A 17988-nucleotide genomic window follows, 5' to 3' on the forward strand; every position below is an offset into this window, starting at 1 on the left:
GTTTTTCTTAAAATGGTTATGCCGCCGTCCAGCCCCCGTCAATCGAGATATGCGTACCGGTTACCTGCCGGGCTTCCTCGCTTGCGAGGTAAAGCGCCAGCGCGCCGATCTCCTCGGCCTTGACGAATTCATGCGTCGGCTGCGCCTTGAGGATGACCTCGGTCTTGACCTGCTCCTCGGTCATGCCGCGCGCCTTGGCGGTATCGGGGATCTGCTTTTCGACCAGCGGGGTCAATACATAGCCCGGGCAGATGGCGTTTACCGTCACGCCGAATTCGGCAAGCTCCAGGGCAGCCGTCTTCGTCAGGCCTAATATACCATGCTTTGCCGCTACATAGGCAGATTTGAAGGGCGAGGCGACCAGGCCATGGGCCGAGGCGATATTGATGATGCGGCCATATTTCCTCGCCTTCATCAGCGGGATCGCAGCCCGCATCGTATGGAAGGAGCTGGAGAGATTGATGGCGATGATCTGGTCCCACTTCTCGATCGGGAAATCCTCGATCTTTTCGACATGCTGGATGCCGGCATTGTTGACGAGTACATCGACCGTTCCGAAGGTCTTGCCGGCAGTCTCGATCAGATCGGCAATCTCTGAGGGTTTCGTCATGTCGGCCGGATGATAGAGGGCCTTCGCTTTCGACGATGATTCAAGGCGTTCGATTATCGCCTTGATTTCGTCGTCCTTTCCGAAGCCGTTGATGACGACGTTGTCGCCGCTGGCAGCAAAGGCAGTGGCGATCGCAAGCCCGATGCCGCTGGTGGAGCCGGTGACGACGACTGATCTGCTCATGCTTCTTCCTCCCTGACTATGAGATGCTGCATTGCAGCGTCAAGGCGAGGTTATGCCCAAAGGCGGCGAGCTGGCAATCGGGAAGTGACTGAGGGGCCTGGCTGCCACTTACGCCCTTCCAAGCCAGGCGGACCTGCCCTATTGATTGCCACGACAACAGCATGCAGCGGGAGGAATCGCATGGGTGGATATGTTCTGGCGGTCGATCAGGGAACGACCTCGACGCGGGCGATCGTCTTCGACGGCGACATGAAGATCGCCGGCATGGGCCAGAAGGAATTCACACAGATCTATCCGCGCTCCGGCTGGGTGGAGCACGATCCCGAGGAGATCTGGGACTCGGTCGTTTCCACGATCCACATGGCGCTGCGCGAAGCCAAGGTGACGGCCAAGGATATTGCCGCACTCGGCATCACCAACCAGCGTGAGACCGTCGTCGTCTGGGAGCGCGAAACCGGCAAGCCGATCCAGAACGCCATCGTCTGGCAGGACCGGCGCACGGCAAGCTATTGTGACAATCTCAAGCGGCAGGATCTCGAGCGCACCTTCACGAAGAAGACCGGCCTTATCCTCGATCCCTATTTCTCGGGAACGAAGCTCTCCTGGATGCTCGCCAATGTGAAGGGCGCAAGGGCGAGGGCAGCGCGGGGCGATCTCTGCTTCGGCACGATCGACACGTTCCTCATCTGGCGGCTGACTGGCGGCAAAAGCTTCGTGACCGACGCGACCAATGCATCGCGCACGCTGATGTTCAATATCGCGACCAATGAGTGGGACGAGGATCTGCTCGATATCCTGCGCGTGCCGGCCGCCATGCTGCCAGAGGTGAAGGATTGCGCCGATGATTTCGGCACCGTCGATCCCGAACTCTTTGGTGCGGCCATCCCGATCCTCGGTGTTGCCGGCGACCAGCAGGCGGCGACGATCGGCCAGGCCTGCTTCGAGCCGGGCATGCTGAAATCGACCTATGGCACCGGCTGCTTCGCGCTGCTCAATACCGGCAGCGATATGGTGCGGTCGAAGAACCGGCTGCTGACGACCATCGCCTATCGCCTTGATGGTGAGACGACCTATGCGCTGGAGGGTTCGATCTTCATTGCCGGGGCAGCCGTGCAGTGGCTGCGCGACGGCCTCGGCATCATCGACAGGGCGTCCGATACGAACGACCTAGCGGAGAAGGCTGATCCGACACAGGACGTCTATCTCGTGCCGGCCTTTACCGGCCTCGGCGCCCCGCATTGGGATGCCAAGGCACGCGGTGCGATTTACGGCCTGACTCGCAACAGCGGCCCGGCGGAGCTTTCCCGCGCGGCACTGGAGGCCGTCTGCTACCAGACGCGCGACCTCTTGGAAGCGATGCAGAAGGACTGGAAGAACGGAACCGACGATACGGTGCTGCGCGTCGATGGCGGCATGGTGGCCTCGGACTGGACGATGCAGCGGCTTGCCGATCTGCTTGAGGCGCCGGTCGATCGTCCTGTCATTCTCGAGACGACGGCGCTCGGTGCTGCCTGGCTGGCCGGCAGCAGGGCTGGGGTGTGGCCGGACAGGGAGAAGTTTTCGGCGACCTGGAAGCGTGACCGGCGCTTCGAGCCCTCGATGGACGAGAAGACCCGTGCCGCTAAGCTCAAGGGTTGGAAGAATGCGGTGAAGCGGACGCTGAACGAGCTTTGATTGCTCAGTTTGGCGAGCTCATATGAGCATACTGCTTGCGGTATTCCGCCGGCGTCACGCCAAGATGGCGCGTGAAGGCGCGGCGTAGCGTATCGTCATCGGCAAAGCCGCATTCGCTTGCCACCTGTTTCGGCGCGTGGCCGCTTTCGAGCAGGCGACGGGCAGCCGTGATACGAGTGGATTCGACCCAGCTTGCGGGTGTCATCCCGACCTCTTCGCGAAAAAGGCGGGCGAAATGGCGGGGGCTCAGCTCCATCCGGCGGGCCAGTTCCGCCACACTGTGATCGGCAGCCGGATTGGCGGCGATCCAGCGCTGCACCTCCTGCAATGCCGAGCGTCCGGCGGGGGCGGCTTCACCCTTACGGCTGAATTGCATCTGGCCGCCGGGGCGCTTGAAGAACATGACGAGCTGGGCTGCGGTGCGCATCGCCACATCGCGACCGAGATCCTCTTCGACGAGGGAGAGGGCAAGATCCAGTCCTGCAGTGACGCCAGCCGCTGTCCTCAATTCTCCATCGGCTACATGGATGGCATCTTCCTCGACAGTCACCGAAGGGTAGGCCTCCCTCAGCCTCTCGGTGACGGCCCAATGGGTCGTTACTCGCCGGTGGTCGAGCAATCCTGCAGCGGCGAGCAGAAATGCGCCGCTGCAGACTGAACCGTAGCGCCGGGCGCGAGGTGCGGTCTTGCGGAGCCAATCTAGCAACCTTGCATCGGGTCTGATCTCAGCCGCATTCGGGCAGCCGGCGACGAGAAGCGTATCCAGCGGACCGATCTCATCTTCGATCGTGTAATCGGCAACCAGCCGCACGCCGGAGGAACTGCGGATATGGCCGTGGCTGCTGGCGATGACGACGGGGCGATAGGCTTCCATGCCGCTTTGCAGATTAGCTTCGGCAAAGACGTCGAGCGGGCCGGAGACATCCAGAAGCTGGACGCCGGGAACGGCGAGGATGGCGATGTTTCTGAGTTTCATCTGATGGCCTCATGTCCGCAGTAGAATGGTTTTGGCAGGAAATGACGGATAGCGTTCATTCCAGCCATCGTTGGCAGCTTCTACTCTCCCTGATATCCACCAGCAAGGAGAAAGACGATGACATTGACGATTGGCGATATCAGTATTCCCGACAGCAAGCTGGCACGCGACATTACCGAACTGGTTCGGGACACCGAGTCGCCGCTGCTCTTCCACCACTCCAGCCGTGTCTTCTATTTTGGTGCGCTTGCGGGCAAGCGCCGCGGACTGCGCTTCGATCCCGAACTGCTTTATGCCGGCGCCATGTTCCACGATATGGGGCTGACGCATCAGCACAGTTCGGAGCGTGAGCGTTTCGAGGTCGATGGCGCCAATGCCGCTCGTGATTTCTTGAAGAGTTACGGTATCGCGCATGCCGATATCGATACGGTCTGGACGGCGATTGCGCTGCATACGACGCCCGGCATTCCGCAGCACATGCATCCGGTCGTAGCGCTCGTGACGGCGGGCGTGGAGATGGATGTGCTCGGCATCGATTATCATGGGTTCGGTGATGCCGATCGAGACGCAGTCGTCCATGCCCATCCGCGCACGCCGCATTTCAAGGAAGATATCCTCCAGACCTTCTATGACGGCATCAAGCACAAGCCGGAAACGACTTTTGGCAATGTGAAGGCGGATGTACTGGCTGATAAGGATCCGCATTTCCACAGAGGCAATTTCTGCAGCGTGATCCGCAATTCAGCCTGGATCGGCTAGAGTATTCGAAAAGTCCAGGCAGGCGGCTTCGGCGCCGCCTGCCTGCTCTCGTTACTTTTTCAGCCAGGGTGTCGCCGTGCTCCAGAAGATCACGTTGGCGCCGAGATAGTCCTGGGCGAAGGCGGTGAACTCTTCCTTGGTGAAGGGCTTCTTGGTGGCCGGGTTCTTGTAGGTCAGCGTCGGCTCCTGCACGGCGAAGCCGACATAGGAGAGCTTGCCCTTGTACTTGTTGAAGAAGGGATAAGAGTTCTTCATCTGCGCCTTGCGGTTCGGCACGATGTCGGGGCCGCCGAGGCCGACATTGTTCTTGGCGGCGTAATCGAAGAGACGGCCCATGTAATTATGGTCGTTCTCCCATTCGCAGGGCCAGAAGTTCACGTACTGGACAACCAGCGACTTCTCGAAGGCCTTGCGGGCAAAGGCGAGGTTTTTCATCTCGGCGGAGAAATAGGCGTCGCAGGAGAAACCCTTCGGCTCATGCTTCGGATCGAGGTCGATGGAGGTTTCCGGCAGGTTGATGCCGTAGACCTCGCCGTCGAACTTTTCAGCAAGCGCCTTCAGCAGCGCCTGATACCGTTCGCGAACGGCCGGGTTCCACTGCTGGGCGACCCAGCCGGAACCGACCGGCTTGTTCTCGCCGGGATTGTCGAATTGTGGGGTCAGGCCGCCGTCATATTCCGGCTCGGTCAGCATGTAGTCTGGAATGTTGCGCGCCTTCGGATTGAAAAAGCGGTCCTGCACCTGGATGAACATCTTCTTGTTCAGGCCCTTGGCGATGGCGAGGTCCTGCTCAATGGCCGAGAAATCATACTGTCCCTTCGCCGTTTCCAGGCTCTTCCAGTTATAGACGACCTGTACGCCACTGATATCGGGCCGGGCGAGCCTCGCCTTTGCGGCGGCGAGATCGCCAGAACCCATATAGAGGAAGTTTTCCGGGGCGGAGGCGGCATGGGCAGCCTGCGTCGACAACACGAGGGTGGCAAGCGCAACGAGAAGTCTCTGAGATTTGTTCATGGGTTCTCGAATGGAAAGGTGATGGAAAGCGCGCAGAGCTCTCTGGACCAAATTGGGCAACTCAATGGCGGCGATTGCAGAGCCCTTGTGGATAGTTAACCGCGCTGCATTCATCAGATTTACCAATTTTCCCATTCGTAATTTTTTGATGCGGCCTGTCGGCCAAACGGTTACTCATTCGTCATTCGGAAAGAGGAGCCACCGATGCTTTACGCAATCCTTTGCTACGCCAATGAGGAAACCGTCTTCGCCTGGACCGAGGAGGAAGAGGCTGCCGTCATGGGAAATCTCCATGCCGTGATCGAGCCGCTCGCCGCGGCCGGCAAGCTCGGCCCGACCGGCCGGCTGATGCCGACGACGACGGCAACGACCGTGCGCAAGGGCAGGGACGAGGCCTTTGTGGTCGACGGTCCGTTTGCGGAAACGAAGGAGGCGCTTCTCGGCTTCTATACAGTTGATTTCGAAACGCTGGATGAGGCGATCGGCTTCACGAAACAGCTTTCGGCGGTCAATCCTGGTTCCACCTCTTACGAAATTCGGCCGTTCTACACATTCCGGCCGGGAGATACAGCATCATGACAGACATTGCCTGGATCGACCTCGCGCTTGCCTCGGCCCGGCCGAAGGCGCTCGGCGCGCTGCTGCGCTACTTTCGTAATCTCGATACGGCGGAAGAAGCGTTTCAGGAGGCGTGCCTGAGGGCGATCCGGACCTGGCCGGAAAAGGGACCGCCGCGCGACCCGACCGCCTGGCTGATCTTCGTTGGCCGCAACAGCGGCATCGATGCGGTGCGCAAGCGGGCGAAGATCCAGGCGCTGCCGGACGAGGACCAGATTTCTGACACCGAGGACGCTGAAAGCGACATTGCCGATCGGCTGGACGATTCCCATTATCGTGACGATATCCTGCGATTGCTTTTCATCTGCTGCCATCCGGACTTGCCGGCCACCCAGCAGATCGCGCTGGCGCTGCGCATCGTTTCCGGCCTGTCGGTGACGCAGATCGCCCGTGCCTTCCTCGTCTCCGAAAGCGCCATGGAGCAGCGCATAACGCGGGCCAAGGCACGGGTGGCGAAGGCTGGCGTGCCGTTCGAGACGCCCAGCCCGCAGGAGAGGGCCGTGCGGCTGATAATCGTCAGCACGATGATCTATCTGATCTTCAATGAGGGCTACAGCCAGGCTGATCCGGAGCAGGAAGCGGCCGCCTTCAGCGACGAGGCGATCCGGCTGGCGCGGCTGATGCTGCATATCTTCCCCGCCGAGCCGGAATTGATGGGGCTGCTTTCCCTGATGCTGCTGCAGATTTCCCGCAGGCAGGCACGCTTCAGTGCCGAAGACGAGATCGTGCTGCTCGAGGATCAGGATCGCTCGCTCTGGAACCAACCGTTCATCAACGAGGCGCTGGCGCTGCTCGACAAGGCGCTGCGTCACCGCAAGCCCGGTCCCTATCAGTTGCAGGCGGCAATCGCCGCCGTTCATTCCCGCGCCAAACGCGCTGAGGATACCGACTGGGTGGAAATCGATCTGCTCTATCGCGCGCTCGAACGTGTCCAGCCATCACCTGTCGTGACGCTGAACCGCGCTGTCGTCATTTCCAAACTTCATGGCCCGCAGGCGGCGCTCGACCTCATGGAGCCGCTCGGCGAAAAGCTCGACGGTTACTTCTATTATCACGGCCTGCACGGCAATCTCTTGAAGCAGCTCGGCCGCATCGCCCAGGCACGGATCGCCTTCGACCGCGCGATTGCACTTGCCCATTCGGCTGCGGAAGCGGCCCATATCCGCCGGCAGATCGACAAGATGCAGGAAGAGGCGGCGCAGCCGGCGGCAAGGCCGTAATCCTGTTTCTGGCCCGATCGAAATGGCAATCCATTCCATTCACTTCTGGCATTGGTCACCAGGTTGAATTGGTGGTGTCGCCGCTTTGTCCGTAGGATGGCGTCATTTCAGCAGGGAATTTCGGATGACCGTTTCGATTGCGCCGATCACCGCCGATCTCATCGACCAATATCATCAGGTTCTCGGTGCTGTTGCGCGGGAACGGAATTATCTGGCGCGCGACGACGCGCCGCCGATCGAACGGAGCAGGATCTTCGTGCTCGATAATATGGAGCGCGGCAATCCGCACTTCGTTGCGCTTGATGGCGATGCCGTCATCGGCTGGTGCGATGTCACGCGCAATACGGAGTTCAATGCGCTTCATGCCGGCATGCTCGGAATGGGGTTGCTTGCCGATTATCGCGAAAAGGGTATTGGCAGTCGGCTGATGGAGGCGGCGCTTGCCGCCGGGTGGTCCGTCGGGCTGACACGGATCGAGCTTAGCGTGAATGCTTCCAATCAACGTGCCATTCGCCTCTATGAGAAATTTGGTTTCGAGCGCGAGGGGGTCTTGCGCAATGCAATCATCCTCGATGGCGACTATCAGGATGTGCTCATCATGGGTATTCTTGCCAAAACACGGCATTGCTGACGGGCGATCAGACTATCGATTTTCTCGAAGATATCGTTCCAGAATTTCTGTTTGCTCTTCACTCGCCGCATCCTTATCTCCGGCTGAGTTCAACAGGATGCCGACCATGGAACTGGGCCTTTATACATTCGCAGACGTCAATCCCAACCCGTCCCGCAGCAAGGGAGTGGAGGGGGCCGAGCGGATCAAGCATCTGATCGAAGAGATCGAGCTTGCCGATCAGGTTGGGCTCGATGTCTTTGGGCTTGGCGAACATCATCGGCCTGATTATGTGGCGTCGGCGCCGGTGGTTGTGCTGGCAGTGGCTGCGGCGAAGACGAAGAACATTCGCCTCAGCAGCGCCGTCACGGTTCTTTCCTCCGACGATCCGGTGCGGGTGTTCCAGCAATTCGCGACACTCGACCTGATCTCCAACGGCCGAGCCGAAATCATGGCGGGGCGCGGCTCCTTCATCGAATCCTTCCCGCTCTTCGGCTACAATCTCGAAGATTACGACCAGCTCTTTGAGGAGAAGCTCGATCTTCTTCTGGCGCTGCGCGATAACGAGGTCGTCACCTGGAAAGGCGAGCTTCGTGCGCCGATCCAGGGACGCGGCGTCTATCCTCGGCCGCTGCAGGATCCGTTGCCGCTGTGGATCGCGGTGGGCGGTACGCCGCAATCCGTCGCTCGCGCCGGTGCGCTCGGCCTGCCGGTGGCGCTTGCCATCATCGGTGGCGAATATCCGCGATTTGCGCCATTGTTGGATCTCTATCGGGAAGCTGCCCGTCGGGCAGGGCAGGATGCGGCGAAGCTGAAGACCAGCATCAACGTGCATGGTTTTATTGCCGATACGACTGAGGCCGCAGCAGACCAGTTTTACGGCCCGCAGGCCGAAGTGATGAACCGCATCGGCCGCGAGCGTGGTTGGGGTCCGACGAGCCGGGCGCAGTTCGACGTGTCACGCGGCCCGGCCGGCAATCTCTTCCTCGGTGATCCGGAACTCGTGGCCGAGAAGATCATTGCCGCGCACAAGGTTTTCCGCAACGACCGCTTCCTGCTGCAGATGGCGATCGGCCTGATGCCACATGACCAGGTCATGCGCGGCATCGAGCTCTACGGTACAAAAGTGGCGCCGATTGTCAGAAAGGCATTGACTGAGGCTCCCGAAGGCGCGAAAGCCACCGCTTGACGCAGAGCCTGTCGCTCTCGGGTAAAATCCGGAACGGTCTATGGTTATCGAGAACGACGAAGAACTTACTAAGCTCAAGGATATCGGCCGCATCTGTGCCAATGCCATACAGGTGATGGCGGCGGCCATGGAGCCGGGCATGACGACGCTGGAACTCGACCAGATCGGCCGCAAGGTGCTGGAAGATGCCGGCGCGCGTTCCGCTCCGGAATTCTGCTACCAGTTTCCGGGTGCGACCTGTATCAGCGTCAACGAGGAAATCGCCCACGGCATTCCCGGGCCGCGGGTCATTCGCCCTGGCGATCTCGTCAATATCGATGTCTCGGCGGAAAAGGACGGCTTCTTTGCCGATACCGGCGCTTCCTTCGCCGTGCCGCCGGTCAAATCGAGGATCGAGAGGCTCTGCCGGGACGGCAAGCGGGCGCTCTGGGTCGGTCTCAACCAGATCAAGGCTGGCGAGCCGCTAGCGAAGATCGGTAATGCCGTAGGTGCCTTCGCGCAGAAGAACCGCTATACGCTCGTCGCCAATCTTGCGAGCCACGGCGTCGGCCGCTCGCTGCATGAAGAGCCGGCCGAGCTTTCCACCTGGCCGGATCCCTCCGAACGGCGCATGATGACGGAAGGCCTCGTCTTTACCGTCGAACCCTTCCTGTCGCTCGGTGCCACCTGGGCGGAAGGCGGCGACGATGCCTGGACGCTTTATGCCGATCCCAAGGCCCCAACGGTGCAGTACGAACATACTGTCGTTGCAACCCGCAACGGGCCGATTATTCTGACATTGGCGGCTTGAGGGTTTTTCCCTCGCTGCCGGAGGCCGAGATGGCTGTTGCTTTTACCAAGGAAGAAAGTGCCGAAACCGCAGCGGAAACGCTGCTGCCCGATCGGCCAATCTCGTCTCATCCCAACCTCGTGACGGAGGCCGGGCTGAAGGCGCTTGAACTGCAGGTGCAGGAAGCGCGGCAGGCCTACGAGGCAGCAGGCGTGTTCGAAGATGTGAATGAGCGTCGGCGGCAGCAGGCAAATCCATTGCGCGACCTGCGCTATTTCGTCGAACGTGTCCGCACGGCGCAACTGGTTGCGGACCCGGCTTCGACCGAGGTCGTGGCCTTCGGAAGCACCGTTACCTTCAGCCGCGACGACGGACGGGTGCAGACATATCGCATCGTTGGAGAGGATGAGGCCGATCCGAAAGCCGGGTCGATTTCCTATGTCTCGCCTGTTGCCCGGATTCTCATGGGCAAGGGTGTCGGCGATGTCGTGACTGTCGGTCAGCAGGAACTCGAAATCGTCGAGATCGCGTAGAGCGCCGCGCGCTTTCGAGACGCGGCGCTCATCTCTGCGTCAGGCGGCCTGCGGCAGGCGGGCGATGACCTTGATCTCGAAATCGAACCCGGCAAGCCAGTTCACGCCGACTGCCGTCCAGTTCGGGTAGGGCGCTTCGCCGATTTCCTTCATTCTGATACCCGAAATTGCCGGCCACTGCGCCTCGGGATCGGTGTGGAAGGTCGTGACATCGATGACATCGTCGAAGGTGGCGCCGGCAGCGGCCAGCACGGCTTTCAGATTGTCGAAGGCAAGCTGGACCTGCTTCGCGAAATCGGGCTCCGGCGAGCCATCTTCACGGCTGCCGACCTGGCCGGAGACGAAGAGAAGGTCGCCGGAGCGGATCGCTGCCGAATAGCGGTTGATTTCATACAGTGCCTGCCTGCCGGCGGGGAAGATCGCGTCACGCTTGGTCATTGTTTTTCTCCTGTAGACAAAAGAGTACCTATCGCCGGACTCGCGTCCGTCGTGGGAGGTGAAGCATTCGTGGGTACGGGTCTCGTCCGTTATGCGGAACCGTAATTGATATACGCTCCGTATGTGGATATATTGGGGGATACGCCGCGTATGTCAATACGCATACGGTGCGTATGTTAACTTGGAGATGACGATGGCCGCAAAAAACCGGGCGCAGATGATGGAGGAGACGAGGGCGAAGCTCATTCAGGCCGCCCGGAAAGCCTTCGCGGTCAAAGGTTATGCGGCGGCGTCCATGGACGATCTGACTGCCGATGTCGGCCTGACACGGGGCGCTCTCTATCATAATTTCGGGGACAAGAAGGGGCTGTTGCAGGCCGTCATCGACCAGATCGACGGCGAGATGGTGGAGCGGCTGCGCATGGAGCGCGATCGTGCGGAGACGAGCTGGCTCGGGCTATTGGCGGAATATACAGCCTATATCGAGATGTCGCTGGAGCCGGAGATCCAGCGCATTATGATGCTCGACGGGCCGGCGGTGCTGGGCGATCCCTCGCAATGGCCAAGCCAGAATGCTTGCCTTCGTACGACGACCCAGACCATCCAGGCGCTGATCGATGAAGGTACTGTCAGATCCGTCGATGCGGAAGCCGCCGCCCGGCTGCTCAATGGAGCGTCGCTCAGCGCGGCGCTCTGGGTTGCCGCGGAGGATGATCCTCATGCTGTTCTGGCAAAGGTCGTCGATGCGTTCCGACGTCTGGCAAGCGGTCTTTTGAAAACTGACAACTGACGAGGGCGGCCACTTGAGCCGCCACTCGTTCAAGCGGAATTAGTCCTGCTGCGGGTCGGTCTTGCCGCCCTGCAGGATTTCCATGGCCGCTCGTTCCAATATCCCGGAAATCCTGGCAGCTTCGCTTGCCGACCAGGGATGGCGCATGCGTAGCGCCGAGCGCAGCAACTGGCGTGCGGCATGGACATTGCTGTGGTCGCGGCCGAAATCGTCGTCCTCTTGATCACGACGGCGGTGGCCGCGGCCACCACCACCATTTCCGCCGTGGGGCTGGTCAGGGTCGAACATACGATTGACGAAGGCCATGCCTTCGGCAATGCGCTCCAGCTTGGCAAGCGTCTCGTCGATCGCGGCGCGGTTATCTTCCACCTTCTGGCGGCCGGCCTCGGTGATCTTGTAGAGCTTTTTTGCGCCGTCGTTTTCGACTTCCGCCAGGCCGGTTTCTTCCAGATAGGTCAGCGCCGGATAGATGACGCCCGGGCTCGGCACGTAGAAGCCGCCGGAGCGCTCTTCCAGCGTCTTAATCAGTTCATAGCCGTGGCTGGGACGTTCTTCCAGAAGCGCCAGCAGGATCGTCTGCAATTCGCCTGCGGAAAACCTGCGGCCCATTCCCATGCGCATCGCCTCACCGACGAAACCACCTCGAAAACCTCTCATGACATGCTCCTTTATATCTGATGTATCGCTCACTATGTCGTAAAACATATATCGTAAGATATGTCGTTCAAGAGGTGAGCGCGAAAAATCTATTCGCGAAATTGAAGCACCCATCAGAATTACTCACTTGTGACACCTATGTTGCAGCGCGATAAACGGGCCATGTTGGCTCCAAATAACGACCGGCCGGTCAATCTCCTCACCACAGCGCTTGCAGGCGCCGTCGCCATGGCGGCGGCCATGGGCTTCGGGCGCTTTTCCTTCACGCCGATCCTGCCCGGCATGATGGTCGGGGTGCCGCTTTCGGCCGCCGATGCGGGCTTCATCGCTTCCGCCAATTTCGTCGGTTATCTCGTCGGCGCCGTTCTTGCCGCCTATGGCTGGGCGGCGGGGCGCGAGCGGCTGGTGGCGCTTCTTTCCTTGCTTGCGACTGCAATCCTGCTGGCCGCCATGGCGGCGACGGATTCAGTCTTGCTCTTTGCCATCATCCGCTTCCTGGCGGGCGTGGCGAGCGCCTTCACGCTGGTCTTCAGTTCGGCAATCGTGCTGAGTCACGGCGCTGCTGCAGGCAATGATCACGTTCAGGCGACGCATTTTGGCGGGCCGGGGGCGGGGATTGCGATTTCATCCGTCATGGTGCTTGCGCTTGGCTACGTTTTTGACGATGCGGCCGGCGGCTGGCGTGCAGACTGGATCGGTGGAGCGCTTTTCTGCCTGGTCAGCCTCGTTATCGTCTGGTCATTGCTGCCGAAGGCACCGGTGCACAACGGGCAGGTGAAGGAGCCGGCGCTGATCTGGAGCCGGCCGATGGTGCTGCTGACACTGTCCTATGGTTTGTTCGGCTTCGGCTATGTCATTACCGCCACGTTCCTCGTCGCCATCGCCCGCGCGAGCGCGTCCGGGCCGATCGTCGAGTTCCTCTGCTGGTTCATCGCGGGGCTGATGGCGACGGTCGCGCTGTTCATCTGGAAGCCTTTCGTGCGCTTGCTCGGTCTTGGCGGCGTCTATGTCGCGGCGCTCATCATCGAGGCTATCGGCGTGCTCGCAACGGTCGAACTGCCGCATTCGGTGGCACCATTGATCGGCGGCGCGCTGTTCGGCGCCACTTTCCTTGCCATCACCGCCTATGGATTGCAGATCGGCCGCCGGCTCTCACCGGAAAGCCCGCGCCGCATCCTGGCGCTGATGACGGCGGCTTTCGGTGTCGGCCAGATTATCGGCCCAGTCGTTGCTGGATGGATCGCCGAGGCAACCGGAAATTTCGTGCTGCCGACCATTATTGCTGCCATCGTGCTGGTTTTCTGCGCACTACTTGTCATGCCTGTGATGAAGAAAATCCCTTAAGTGGTTACAAGTGCGTAACAATGGGCTGAACCCATTGCCGCTTTCTTCGAACTGCCTTAATTTCCGGGCAATCAGTGGTTCGCCACTCTTCCGTGACTCCAGTTCAGGAAAGCAAATCCTCCCGTGTTTCATTCCTTCTTTCCCCAGCCAAAGGCGTTCTTTATTTCGCTCACAATTTGGACGCTGGCTGCGATTTTAGGCTGGTATTTCTTCGCCGCCGATCTTGGTGTTTCGCTTGGATTTGCGCCGGTTCCTGAAGAGCAGCAGCCGATCGATCTCTCGTTCTTCCTGCTGCCAGAAAATCTTTGGTTTTACGGCTACTTCCTGGCGAGCGCTTTGATCTTTTGCGGTGCTTGGCATCTCAAGGCGATGAGCCATCCCTGGAAGATATGGTCGATATGGGGATCGGCGCTGATCATTTTCGTGACCTATTTTAGTGTGCAGATCTCGGTCGTGATCAACAATTGGCGTCGGCCATTTGGCGATCTGCTGCAGAACGCGCTGGCGAAGAAGCCGGGTATTACCGTCGAGAACTTCTATGATCTGTTTCTGATCTTTGCACAGATCGCCTTCCTCGCCATGTTCGTATCGATCATGACCGACTTTTTCACCAGCCATTACATCTTCCGCTGGCGAACCGCGATGAACAATTTCTACATGGCGAATTGGGAAAAGCTTCGTCACATCGAAGGCGCATCGCAGCGTGTGCAGGAAGACACGATGCGTTTTTCCACGACGCTGGAAGGGCTCGGCATCAACCTGATCAATTCGGTGATGACGCTGGTCGTCTTCCTGCCGATCATGCTGGCGCTATCGCATTATGTAACGACCCTGCCGTTTCTTGGTGAAGTGCCGAACTCTCTCTTCTGGCTGGCTATCTTCTGGTCGGCCTTCGGTACGGTCCTGCTCGCTGTGGCGGGTATCAAGCTGCCTGGTCTGAACTTCAAGAACCAGCGCGTGGAAGCCGCATACCGCAAGGAACTGGTTTATGGCGAGGACCACGCCGACCGGGCGCAGCCGCCGACCGTCCAAGAACTGTTTTCAAGGGTGCGGAAAAACTATTTCACGCTCTACTTTCACTACATGTATTTTAACGTTGCCCGCTCGTTTTATCTGCAGGCAGACAATCTTTTCGTCTATTTCTTTATGGCGCCCACCCTCGTTGCCGGCGCCATCACGTACGGTATCTTCCAACAGATCGCGACCGCTTTCGGCCAGGTCAGCAATTCTTTCCAATACCTGGTGAACTCCTGGTCGACGATCATCGAGCTGCTCTCCATCCACAAGCGTCTCAAGGCCTTCGAGGCGGCAATCGACAACGAGCCGCTGCCTGATATCGACCAGCGCTATCTGGAGCGCGAGGCCGGTGCCGTTCACGCCGACGGCTGATACAAACAAGAAGGGCCACCGATGCGGTGGCCCTTTTCTTTTGGGACCCGACGAGGATCGTCAGTTCGGGCGCGTACAGCCCGTATTTTTCCAGTCCATATCCATCAATGCCTCCAGAATATGGTCGGCGACGGCCATGTTGTCTTCCCTGATGGCAATATCGTAGGCCGCCAGGCAATGGTCGAGCAGCGGTGTAGCCACCGGCGCTTCCTCGGGAAGGGGAAAGACAATGCCGCCGTAGAGAGACGGAACGCCGTTCTTGTCGCGGAAGCACCGCCCAAATGCCATGACCTGACGGAAGGTGCCGTTGGCGCGACGTACGCGGTAGCTCTGTTGCTCTGGCTCCTGCGTCAGGATTGTATCATGGATGATCTTGGCGGCCGCCGGCTGATCCTCCGGATGGATACGGGCAACATAGGCTTCGAGTGGAAGGCCACTTGCCGTTTCCGCGGAATCAAGTCCGAACATTTCAGCGACCGCTCCGTCGCCATAGAGGAGGTTCGCAACGATATCCCAAGTGAAGAAGCCAGTTTCACAAGCGGGAAATTCGTCCTTGTCAGCCAGGCACTCCGGGTTCTCAATAAATGTCATGACGTTACCTCCCATGCTTGCCGCGCATTTGTGAGGTAATGCTTATCGAAGTGCAGCCTCGATGCAATCAATAGGTGCAGGTGGTTTTTGATATCCAACAGTTTGAGCTGTAAGTGCGCCTTACAACCCGGAGGTCTCCTGCAGCTTGCCGCGGGCCTCGATCATGGGGATCGCTTCGGAATAGCTGACACAGGCGACATCTGATCTGTGGCAAACGTCGCTGACCAGCCTGTCGAGCGCGCGCCAATAGGCGCCGCCGTTCATTTCCACGAAGTGGAAGCCGAGCTGCAGGGGAATGCGGCTACCGGTATATTGCTTGTCGAAGGCTTCCTTAAAGGCGGCATAGGCGCGCTCTTCGAAAGCGGCGCTGTCAGCTGCATCCTCCTCGCCCTTGGAGTGGCGGACGAAGAGATTGTAATCCATGCCGATGATGGGCTTTTCGCCCGGACCTTCAGGGATGAGCGGCAGGCCGAAGCGGATGACGCCGTCTTCCTCGACCGGCATGGCCGGCCCCCTGGTGACGAGGCTTGCATCATAGGTAAAGCCGGCCTTCTTCTCGGCTGCGATCATGTCCGCGCCGCCGCCAGTGGAAAGGTAAGGGGCGCGAAACCCCTTGATGCCGTGATCGACGAGATCCTGCCAGCCGGCTGGCTCTTCCAGGCCGACACTTTTCCAGGCGTTCCTCAGCGTGGTCTTGAAAGTCGCATATTCGGCTGACCAGTCCGCTTCGCCCCATTGCCGGCCGTCGAAATGGCCGCAGGCATGGCTGGAAATATCATGGCCCTCGAGGTGAGCGTGCCAGATATTGCCGAGGCGTTCACGGATTTCGTCGTCGCTCTGTGCGAAGCCGACATTGGATTTTCCACGTTTCTGATGAGGGGCCTGGTAAGCCTGCTTGGCTCCCTGATTCATCAGAAAGGTGCAGGAGAGGAAATAGGTGAAATGTGCGTCGTTCTTCGCCGCCATCTCGCGGCTCTTCTGCCAGAGCGCATTGTCGTGCGCGCCGTCAAAGGAAATGATGACAAGCTGTTTCGGCTTGTCGGCGGCGTCCGCAACAGCAGGAAAAATCGAGGAGAGAGCGAGGGACGCAGAAAAAATAAAACGAAACATGGGCACCGCGACAATTTGCATTGCGGTTTTCCTGTTACAGAAATGCGGCGAAGCTGCGGTCTTGCTGGCATTTTTCGCCGTCTGCCGGTAATTCATGGCTGACCGTCAAAATAGGAAAACCAGATCATCATGGCTCTGCTCGTCCTCAGCCTCATTCTCTTCCTCGGCCTGCATCTGATCCGTGTCGTCGTTCCGGGCTTCCGGCAGGCGATGATTGACAGGGTGGGCAAGCCCGCCTGGATCGCCTTCCACTCGATTGCCAGCATTCTGACGCTGATCTTCGTGGTCTATGCCTTTGGCGTCGCCCGTAGCGAGCCGATCGGCATGCTTTACAATCCACCCATGGGCATGGCGCATCTCACCGTCACTCTGATGTTGATTGCAGTGATCTGTCTCGTCGCCGGTTTCCTGCCAGCCGGTTATATCAAGACGAAGACGAAACATCCGATCGTTCTGTCGGTGAAGATCTGGGCGCTTGCTCATCTTCTGTCGAATGGCGAGGCCTATTCGGTGCTGCTCTTTGCTGCATTCCTTGCCTGGGGCGTGGTGGTGCGCATTTCGCTGAAGCGGCGCCAGCGCCGGGGCGAGATCACGCTGCCGATCTTCGTTTCGGCCAAATATGACATCTATGCCGTCATCATCGGCGTAGTCGTCTGGGCGCTGATGATCTGGCGTGTTCACGAATGGCTGATCGGTGTCGCGCCGCTACCGATGCTTGCTTCGTGACGATTCTGCGATATCCCCCTTACAACTGCTGCAAAATGGAGTAGAAGGCCCGACAATGTGCGTTTTGCATTGTATATGGGTATCCGCGGCCGGAGACGAGAATGGCATTCAACGACGATAGCTTCATTCGTGAAGTCAATGAGGAACTGCGTTCCGACCAGATGAAGGGCGCGGTGCGCCGGTTTGGCCGCTATATCATTGCCATTGCCGTTCTCATCGTGCTCGGAACCATCGGCAAGGTCGCCTACGAATATTGGGACAATACCCGTTCCTCCGGCGCCGGCGACCAGTTCCTGGCGGCGATGAAGCTTGCCGACGAGAACAAGACTGACGAGGCGCTCGCCGCTCTCGACAAGCTGGAGAAGGAAGGCCACGGCGCTTACCCGGTCCTGGCGCGCATGCGCGCCGCGACCGTCCAGTCGCAGAAGGGCGACAATGCCGGTGCGATTGCATCCTTCCAGTCCATTGCCAAGGACACGTCCGTTCCGGCTGCCGTGCAGGACGCCGCCAAGATGCGCGCCGGCTGGCTGCTGATCGAAAACGGCACCTATGAGCAGGTTTCTGCCGCCGTCGAGGAAATGGCCGTTCCGGGCAATGCCTTCCGCCACTCGGCGCGCGAGGCTCTCGGTCTTGCAGCCTACAAGGCCGGCAACATGGCGCAGGCGCGTCAGTGGTTCCAGTCGATCGTCGACGATGTGGACAGCCCGCGCGGTGTTGCCAATCGTGCCCATATGATGCTTGATCTCATCACCGCATCCGGCAAGGCGCCCGCCGCGCAGGGCTGAGCT

The 17988-nt window shown here is 59.6% G+C and carries 20 protein-coding genes; 13 read left to right on the top strand and 7 right to left on the bottom strand.

Annotation, left to right across the window (positions count from 1 at the left end):
* Positions 1 to 16: 16 nt before the first annotated feature.
* On the bottom strand, positions 17 to 793 hold the full coding sequence (locus ACR9ZQ_RS08040) for a 3-hydroxybutyrate dehydrogenase (protein WP_310386782.1): 777 nt from the start codon (positions 791 to 793) through the stop codon (positions 17 to 19).
* A gap of 180 nt (positions 794 to 973) precedes the next feature.
* Between ACR9ZQ_RS08040 and glpK the strand changes: the two genes are divergently transcribed.
* Positions 974 to 2467: a glycerol kinase GlpK gene (gene glpK / locus ACR9ZQ_RS08045; RefSeq protein ID WP_310386784.1), complete on the top strand. Its 1494-nt coding sequence runs from the start codon at positions 974 to 976 to the stop codon at positions 2465 to 2467.
* 4 nt (positions 2468 to 2471) lie between these two features.
* Here the strand turns inward: glpK and ACR9ZQ_RS08050 are convergent, their stop codons facing one another.
* Positions 2472 to 3443 (bottom strand): GlxA family transcriptional regulator, encoded by a 972-nt coding sequence (locus ACR9ZQ_RS08050; RefSeq protein ID WP_481427498.1) that lies wholly within the window; start codon positions 3441 to 3443, stop codon positions 2472 to 2474.
* A 117-nt stretch (positions 3444 to 3560) separates the two neighbouring features.
* Between ACR9ZQ_RS08050 and ACR9ZQ_RS08055 the strand changes: the two genes are divergently transcribed.
* Positions 3561 to 4202 carry an HD domain-containing protein gene (locus ACR9ZQ_RS08055; RefSeq protein WP_481427499.1) on the top strand — a complete coding sequence of 214 codons (642 nt, stop codon included), beginning with the start codon at positions 3561 to 3563 and terminating at the stop codon, positions 4200 to 4202.
* Between the two features lie 51 nt (positions 4203 to 4253).
* Here the strand turns inward: ACR9ZQ_RS08055 and ACR9ZQ_RS08060 are convergent, their stop codons facing one another.
* A complete protein-coding gene (locus ACR9ZQ_RS08060) occupies positions 4254 to 5216 on the bottom strand; it encodes a hypothetical protein (RefSeq protein WP_481427500.1) in 963 nt (320 codons plus the stop codon).
* A gap of 204 nt (positions 5217 to 5420) precedes the next feature.
* Between ACR9ZQ_RS08060 and ACR9ZQ_RS08065 the strand changes: the two genes are divergently transcribed.
* The 6 genes from ACR9ZQ_RS08065 (at position 5421) to greA (ending at position 10155) form a co-directional block, all read left to right on the top strand.
* Complete coding sequence (locus tag ACR9ZQ_RS08065; RefSeq protein ID WP_113325623.1) at positions 5421 to 5795, top strand: YciI family protein; 375 nt, start codon at positions 5421 to 5423, stop codon at positions 5793 to 5795.
* Positions 5792 to 7054, top strand: a complete 1263-nt coding sequence (locus ACR9ZQ_RS08070; protein WP_481427501.1) for an RNA polymerase sigma factor — start codon at positions 5792 to 5794, stop codon at positions 7052 to 7054. The genes ACR9ZQ_RS08065 and ACR9ZQ_RS08070 overlap by 4 nt, the downstream gene beginning before the upstream one ends.
* Before the next feature lie 124 nt (positions 7055 to 7178).
* Positions 7179 to 7685, top strand: a complete 507-nt coding sequence (locus ACR9ZQ_RS08075; protein WP_481427502.1) for an N-acetyltransferase family protein — start codon at positions 7179 to 7181, stop codon at positions 7683 to 7685.
* Positions 7686 to 7791: 106 nt separating this feature from the next.
* Entirely contained in the window at positions 7792 to 8853 is a 1062-nt protein-coding gene (locus tag ACR9ZQ_RS08080; protein ID WP_481427503.1) for an LLM class flavin-dependent oxidoreductase, read from the top strand.
* A gap of 40 nt (positions 8854 to 8893) precedes the next feature.
* The gene (gene map / locus ACR9ZQ_RS08085; RefSeq protein ID WP_037104909.1) at positions 8894 to 9643 is read left to right on the top strand and encodes a type I methionyl aminopeptidase; all 750 of its coding nucleotides are present in this window, start codon (positions 8894 to 8896) and stop codon (positions 9641 to 9643) included.
* A 29-nt stretch (positions 9644 to 9672) separates the two neighbouring features.
* Positions 9673 to 10155, top strand: coding sequence for a transcription elongation factor GreA (greA, locus tag ACR9ZQ_RS08090; protein ID WP_481427504.1), 483 nt, complete (start codon positions 9673 to 9675; stop codon positions 10153 to 10155).
* A 39-nt stretch (positions 10156 to 10194) separates the two neighbouring features.
* On the opposite strand, the gene ACR9ZQ_RS08095 is transcribed toward greA, so the two are convergent.
* Entirely contained in the window at positions 10195 to 10593 is a 399-nt protein-coding gene (locus ACR9ZQ_RS08095; RefSeq protein ID WP_310386803.1) for a RidA family protein, read from the bottom strand.
* 193 nt (positions 10594 to 10786) lie between these two features.
* On the opposite strand from ACR9ZQ_RS08095, the gene ACR9ZQ_RS08100 reads away from it, so the two are divergent.
* The gene (locus ACR9ZQ_RS08100) at positions 10787 to 11383 is read left to right on the top strand and encodes a TetR/AcrR family transcriptional regulator (protein ID WP_310386805.1); all 597 of its coding nucleotides are present in this window, start codon (positions 10787 to 10789) and stop codon (positions 11381 to 11383) included.
* Positions 11384 to 11422: 39 nt separating this feature from the next.
* Here ACR9ZQ_RS08100 and ACR9ZQ_RS08105 read toward each other — a convergent pair whose 3' ends face one another.
* The gene (locus ACR9ZQ_RS08105) at positions 11423 to 12040 is read right to left on the bottom strand and encodes a PadR family transcriptional regulator (RefSeq protein ID WP_310386806.1); all 618 of its coding nucleotides are present in this window, start codon (positions 12038 to 12040) and stop codon (positions 11423 to 11425) included.
* 162 nt (positions 12041 to 12202) lie between these two features.
* Between ACR9ZQ_RS08105 and ACR9ZQ_RS08110 the strand changes: the two genes are divergently transcribed.
* Positions 12203 to 13384: a YbfB/YjiJ family MFS transporter gene (locus ACR9ZQ_RS08110; RefSeq protein WP_481427505.1), complete on the top strand. Its 1182-nt coding sequence runs from the start codon at positions 12203 to 12205 to the stop codon at positions 13382 to 13384.
* A gap of 123 nt (positions 13385 to 13507) precedes the next feature.
* A complete protein-coding gene (sbmA, locus tag ACR9ZQ_RS08115; protein ID WP_481427506.1) occupies positions 13508 to 14773 on the top strand; it encodes a peptide antibiotic transporter SbmA in 1266 nt (421 codons plus the stop codon).
* A gap of 60 nt (positions 14774 to 14833) precedes the next feature.
* Here the strand turns inward: sbmA and ACR9ZQ_RS08120 are convergent, their stop codons facing one another.
* Both ACR9ZQ_RS08120 and ACR9ZQ_RS08125 read right to left on the bottom strand, forming a co-directional pair.
* Positions 14834 to 15364 (bottom strand): PAS domain-containing protein, encoded by a 531-nt coding sequence (locus tag ACR9ZQ_RS08120; protein WP_481427507.1) that lies wholly within the window; start codon positions 15362 to 15364, stop codon positions 14834 to 14836.
* A gap of 120 nt (positions 15365 to 15484) precedes the next feature.
* Positions 15485 to 16474 carry a polysaccharide deacetylase family protein gene (locus tag ACR9ZQ_RS08125; protein ID WP_481429285.1) on the bottom strand — a complete coding sequence of 330 codons (990 nt, stop codon included), beginning with the start codon at positions 16472 to 16474 and terminating at the stop codon, positions 15485 to 15487.
* 129 nt (positions 16475 to 16603) lie between these two features.
* On the opposite strand from ACR9ZQ_RS08125, the gene ACR9ZQ_RS08130 reads away from it, so the two are divergent.
* On the top strand, positions 16604 to 17200 hold the full coding sequence (locus ACR9ZQ_RS08130) for an NnrU family protein (RefSeq protein WP_310386813.1): 597 nt from the start codon (positions 16604 to 16606) through the stop codon (positions 17198 to 17200).
* Between the two features lie 101 nt (positions 17201 to 17301).
* On the top strand, positions 17302 to 17985 hold the full coding sequence (locus ACR9ZQ_RS08135; protein WP_310386815.1) for a tetratricopeptide repeat protein: 684 nt from the start codon (positions 17302 to 17304) through the stop codon (positions 17983 to 17985).
* Positions 17986 to 17988: the final 3 nt, after the last annotated feature.

This window comes from Rhizobium sp. KNZ14-9A, assembly GCF_056755015.1.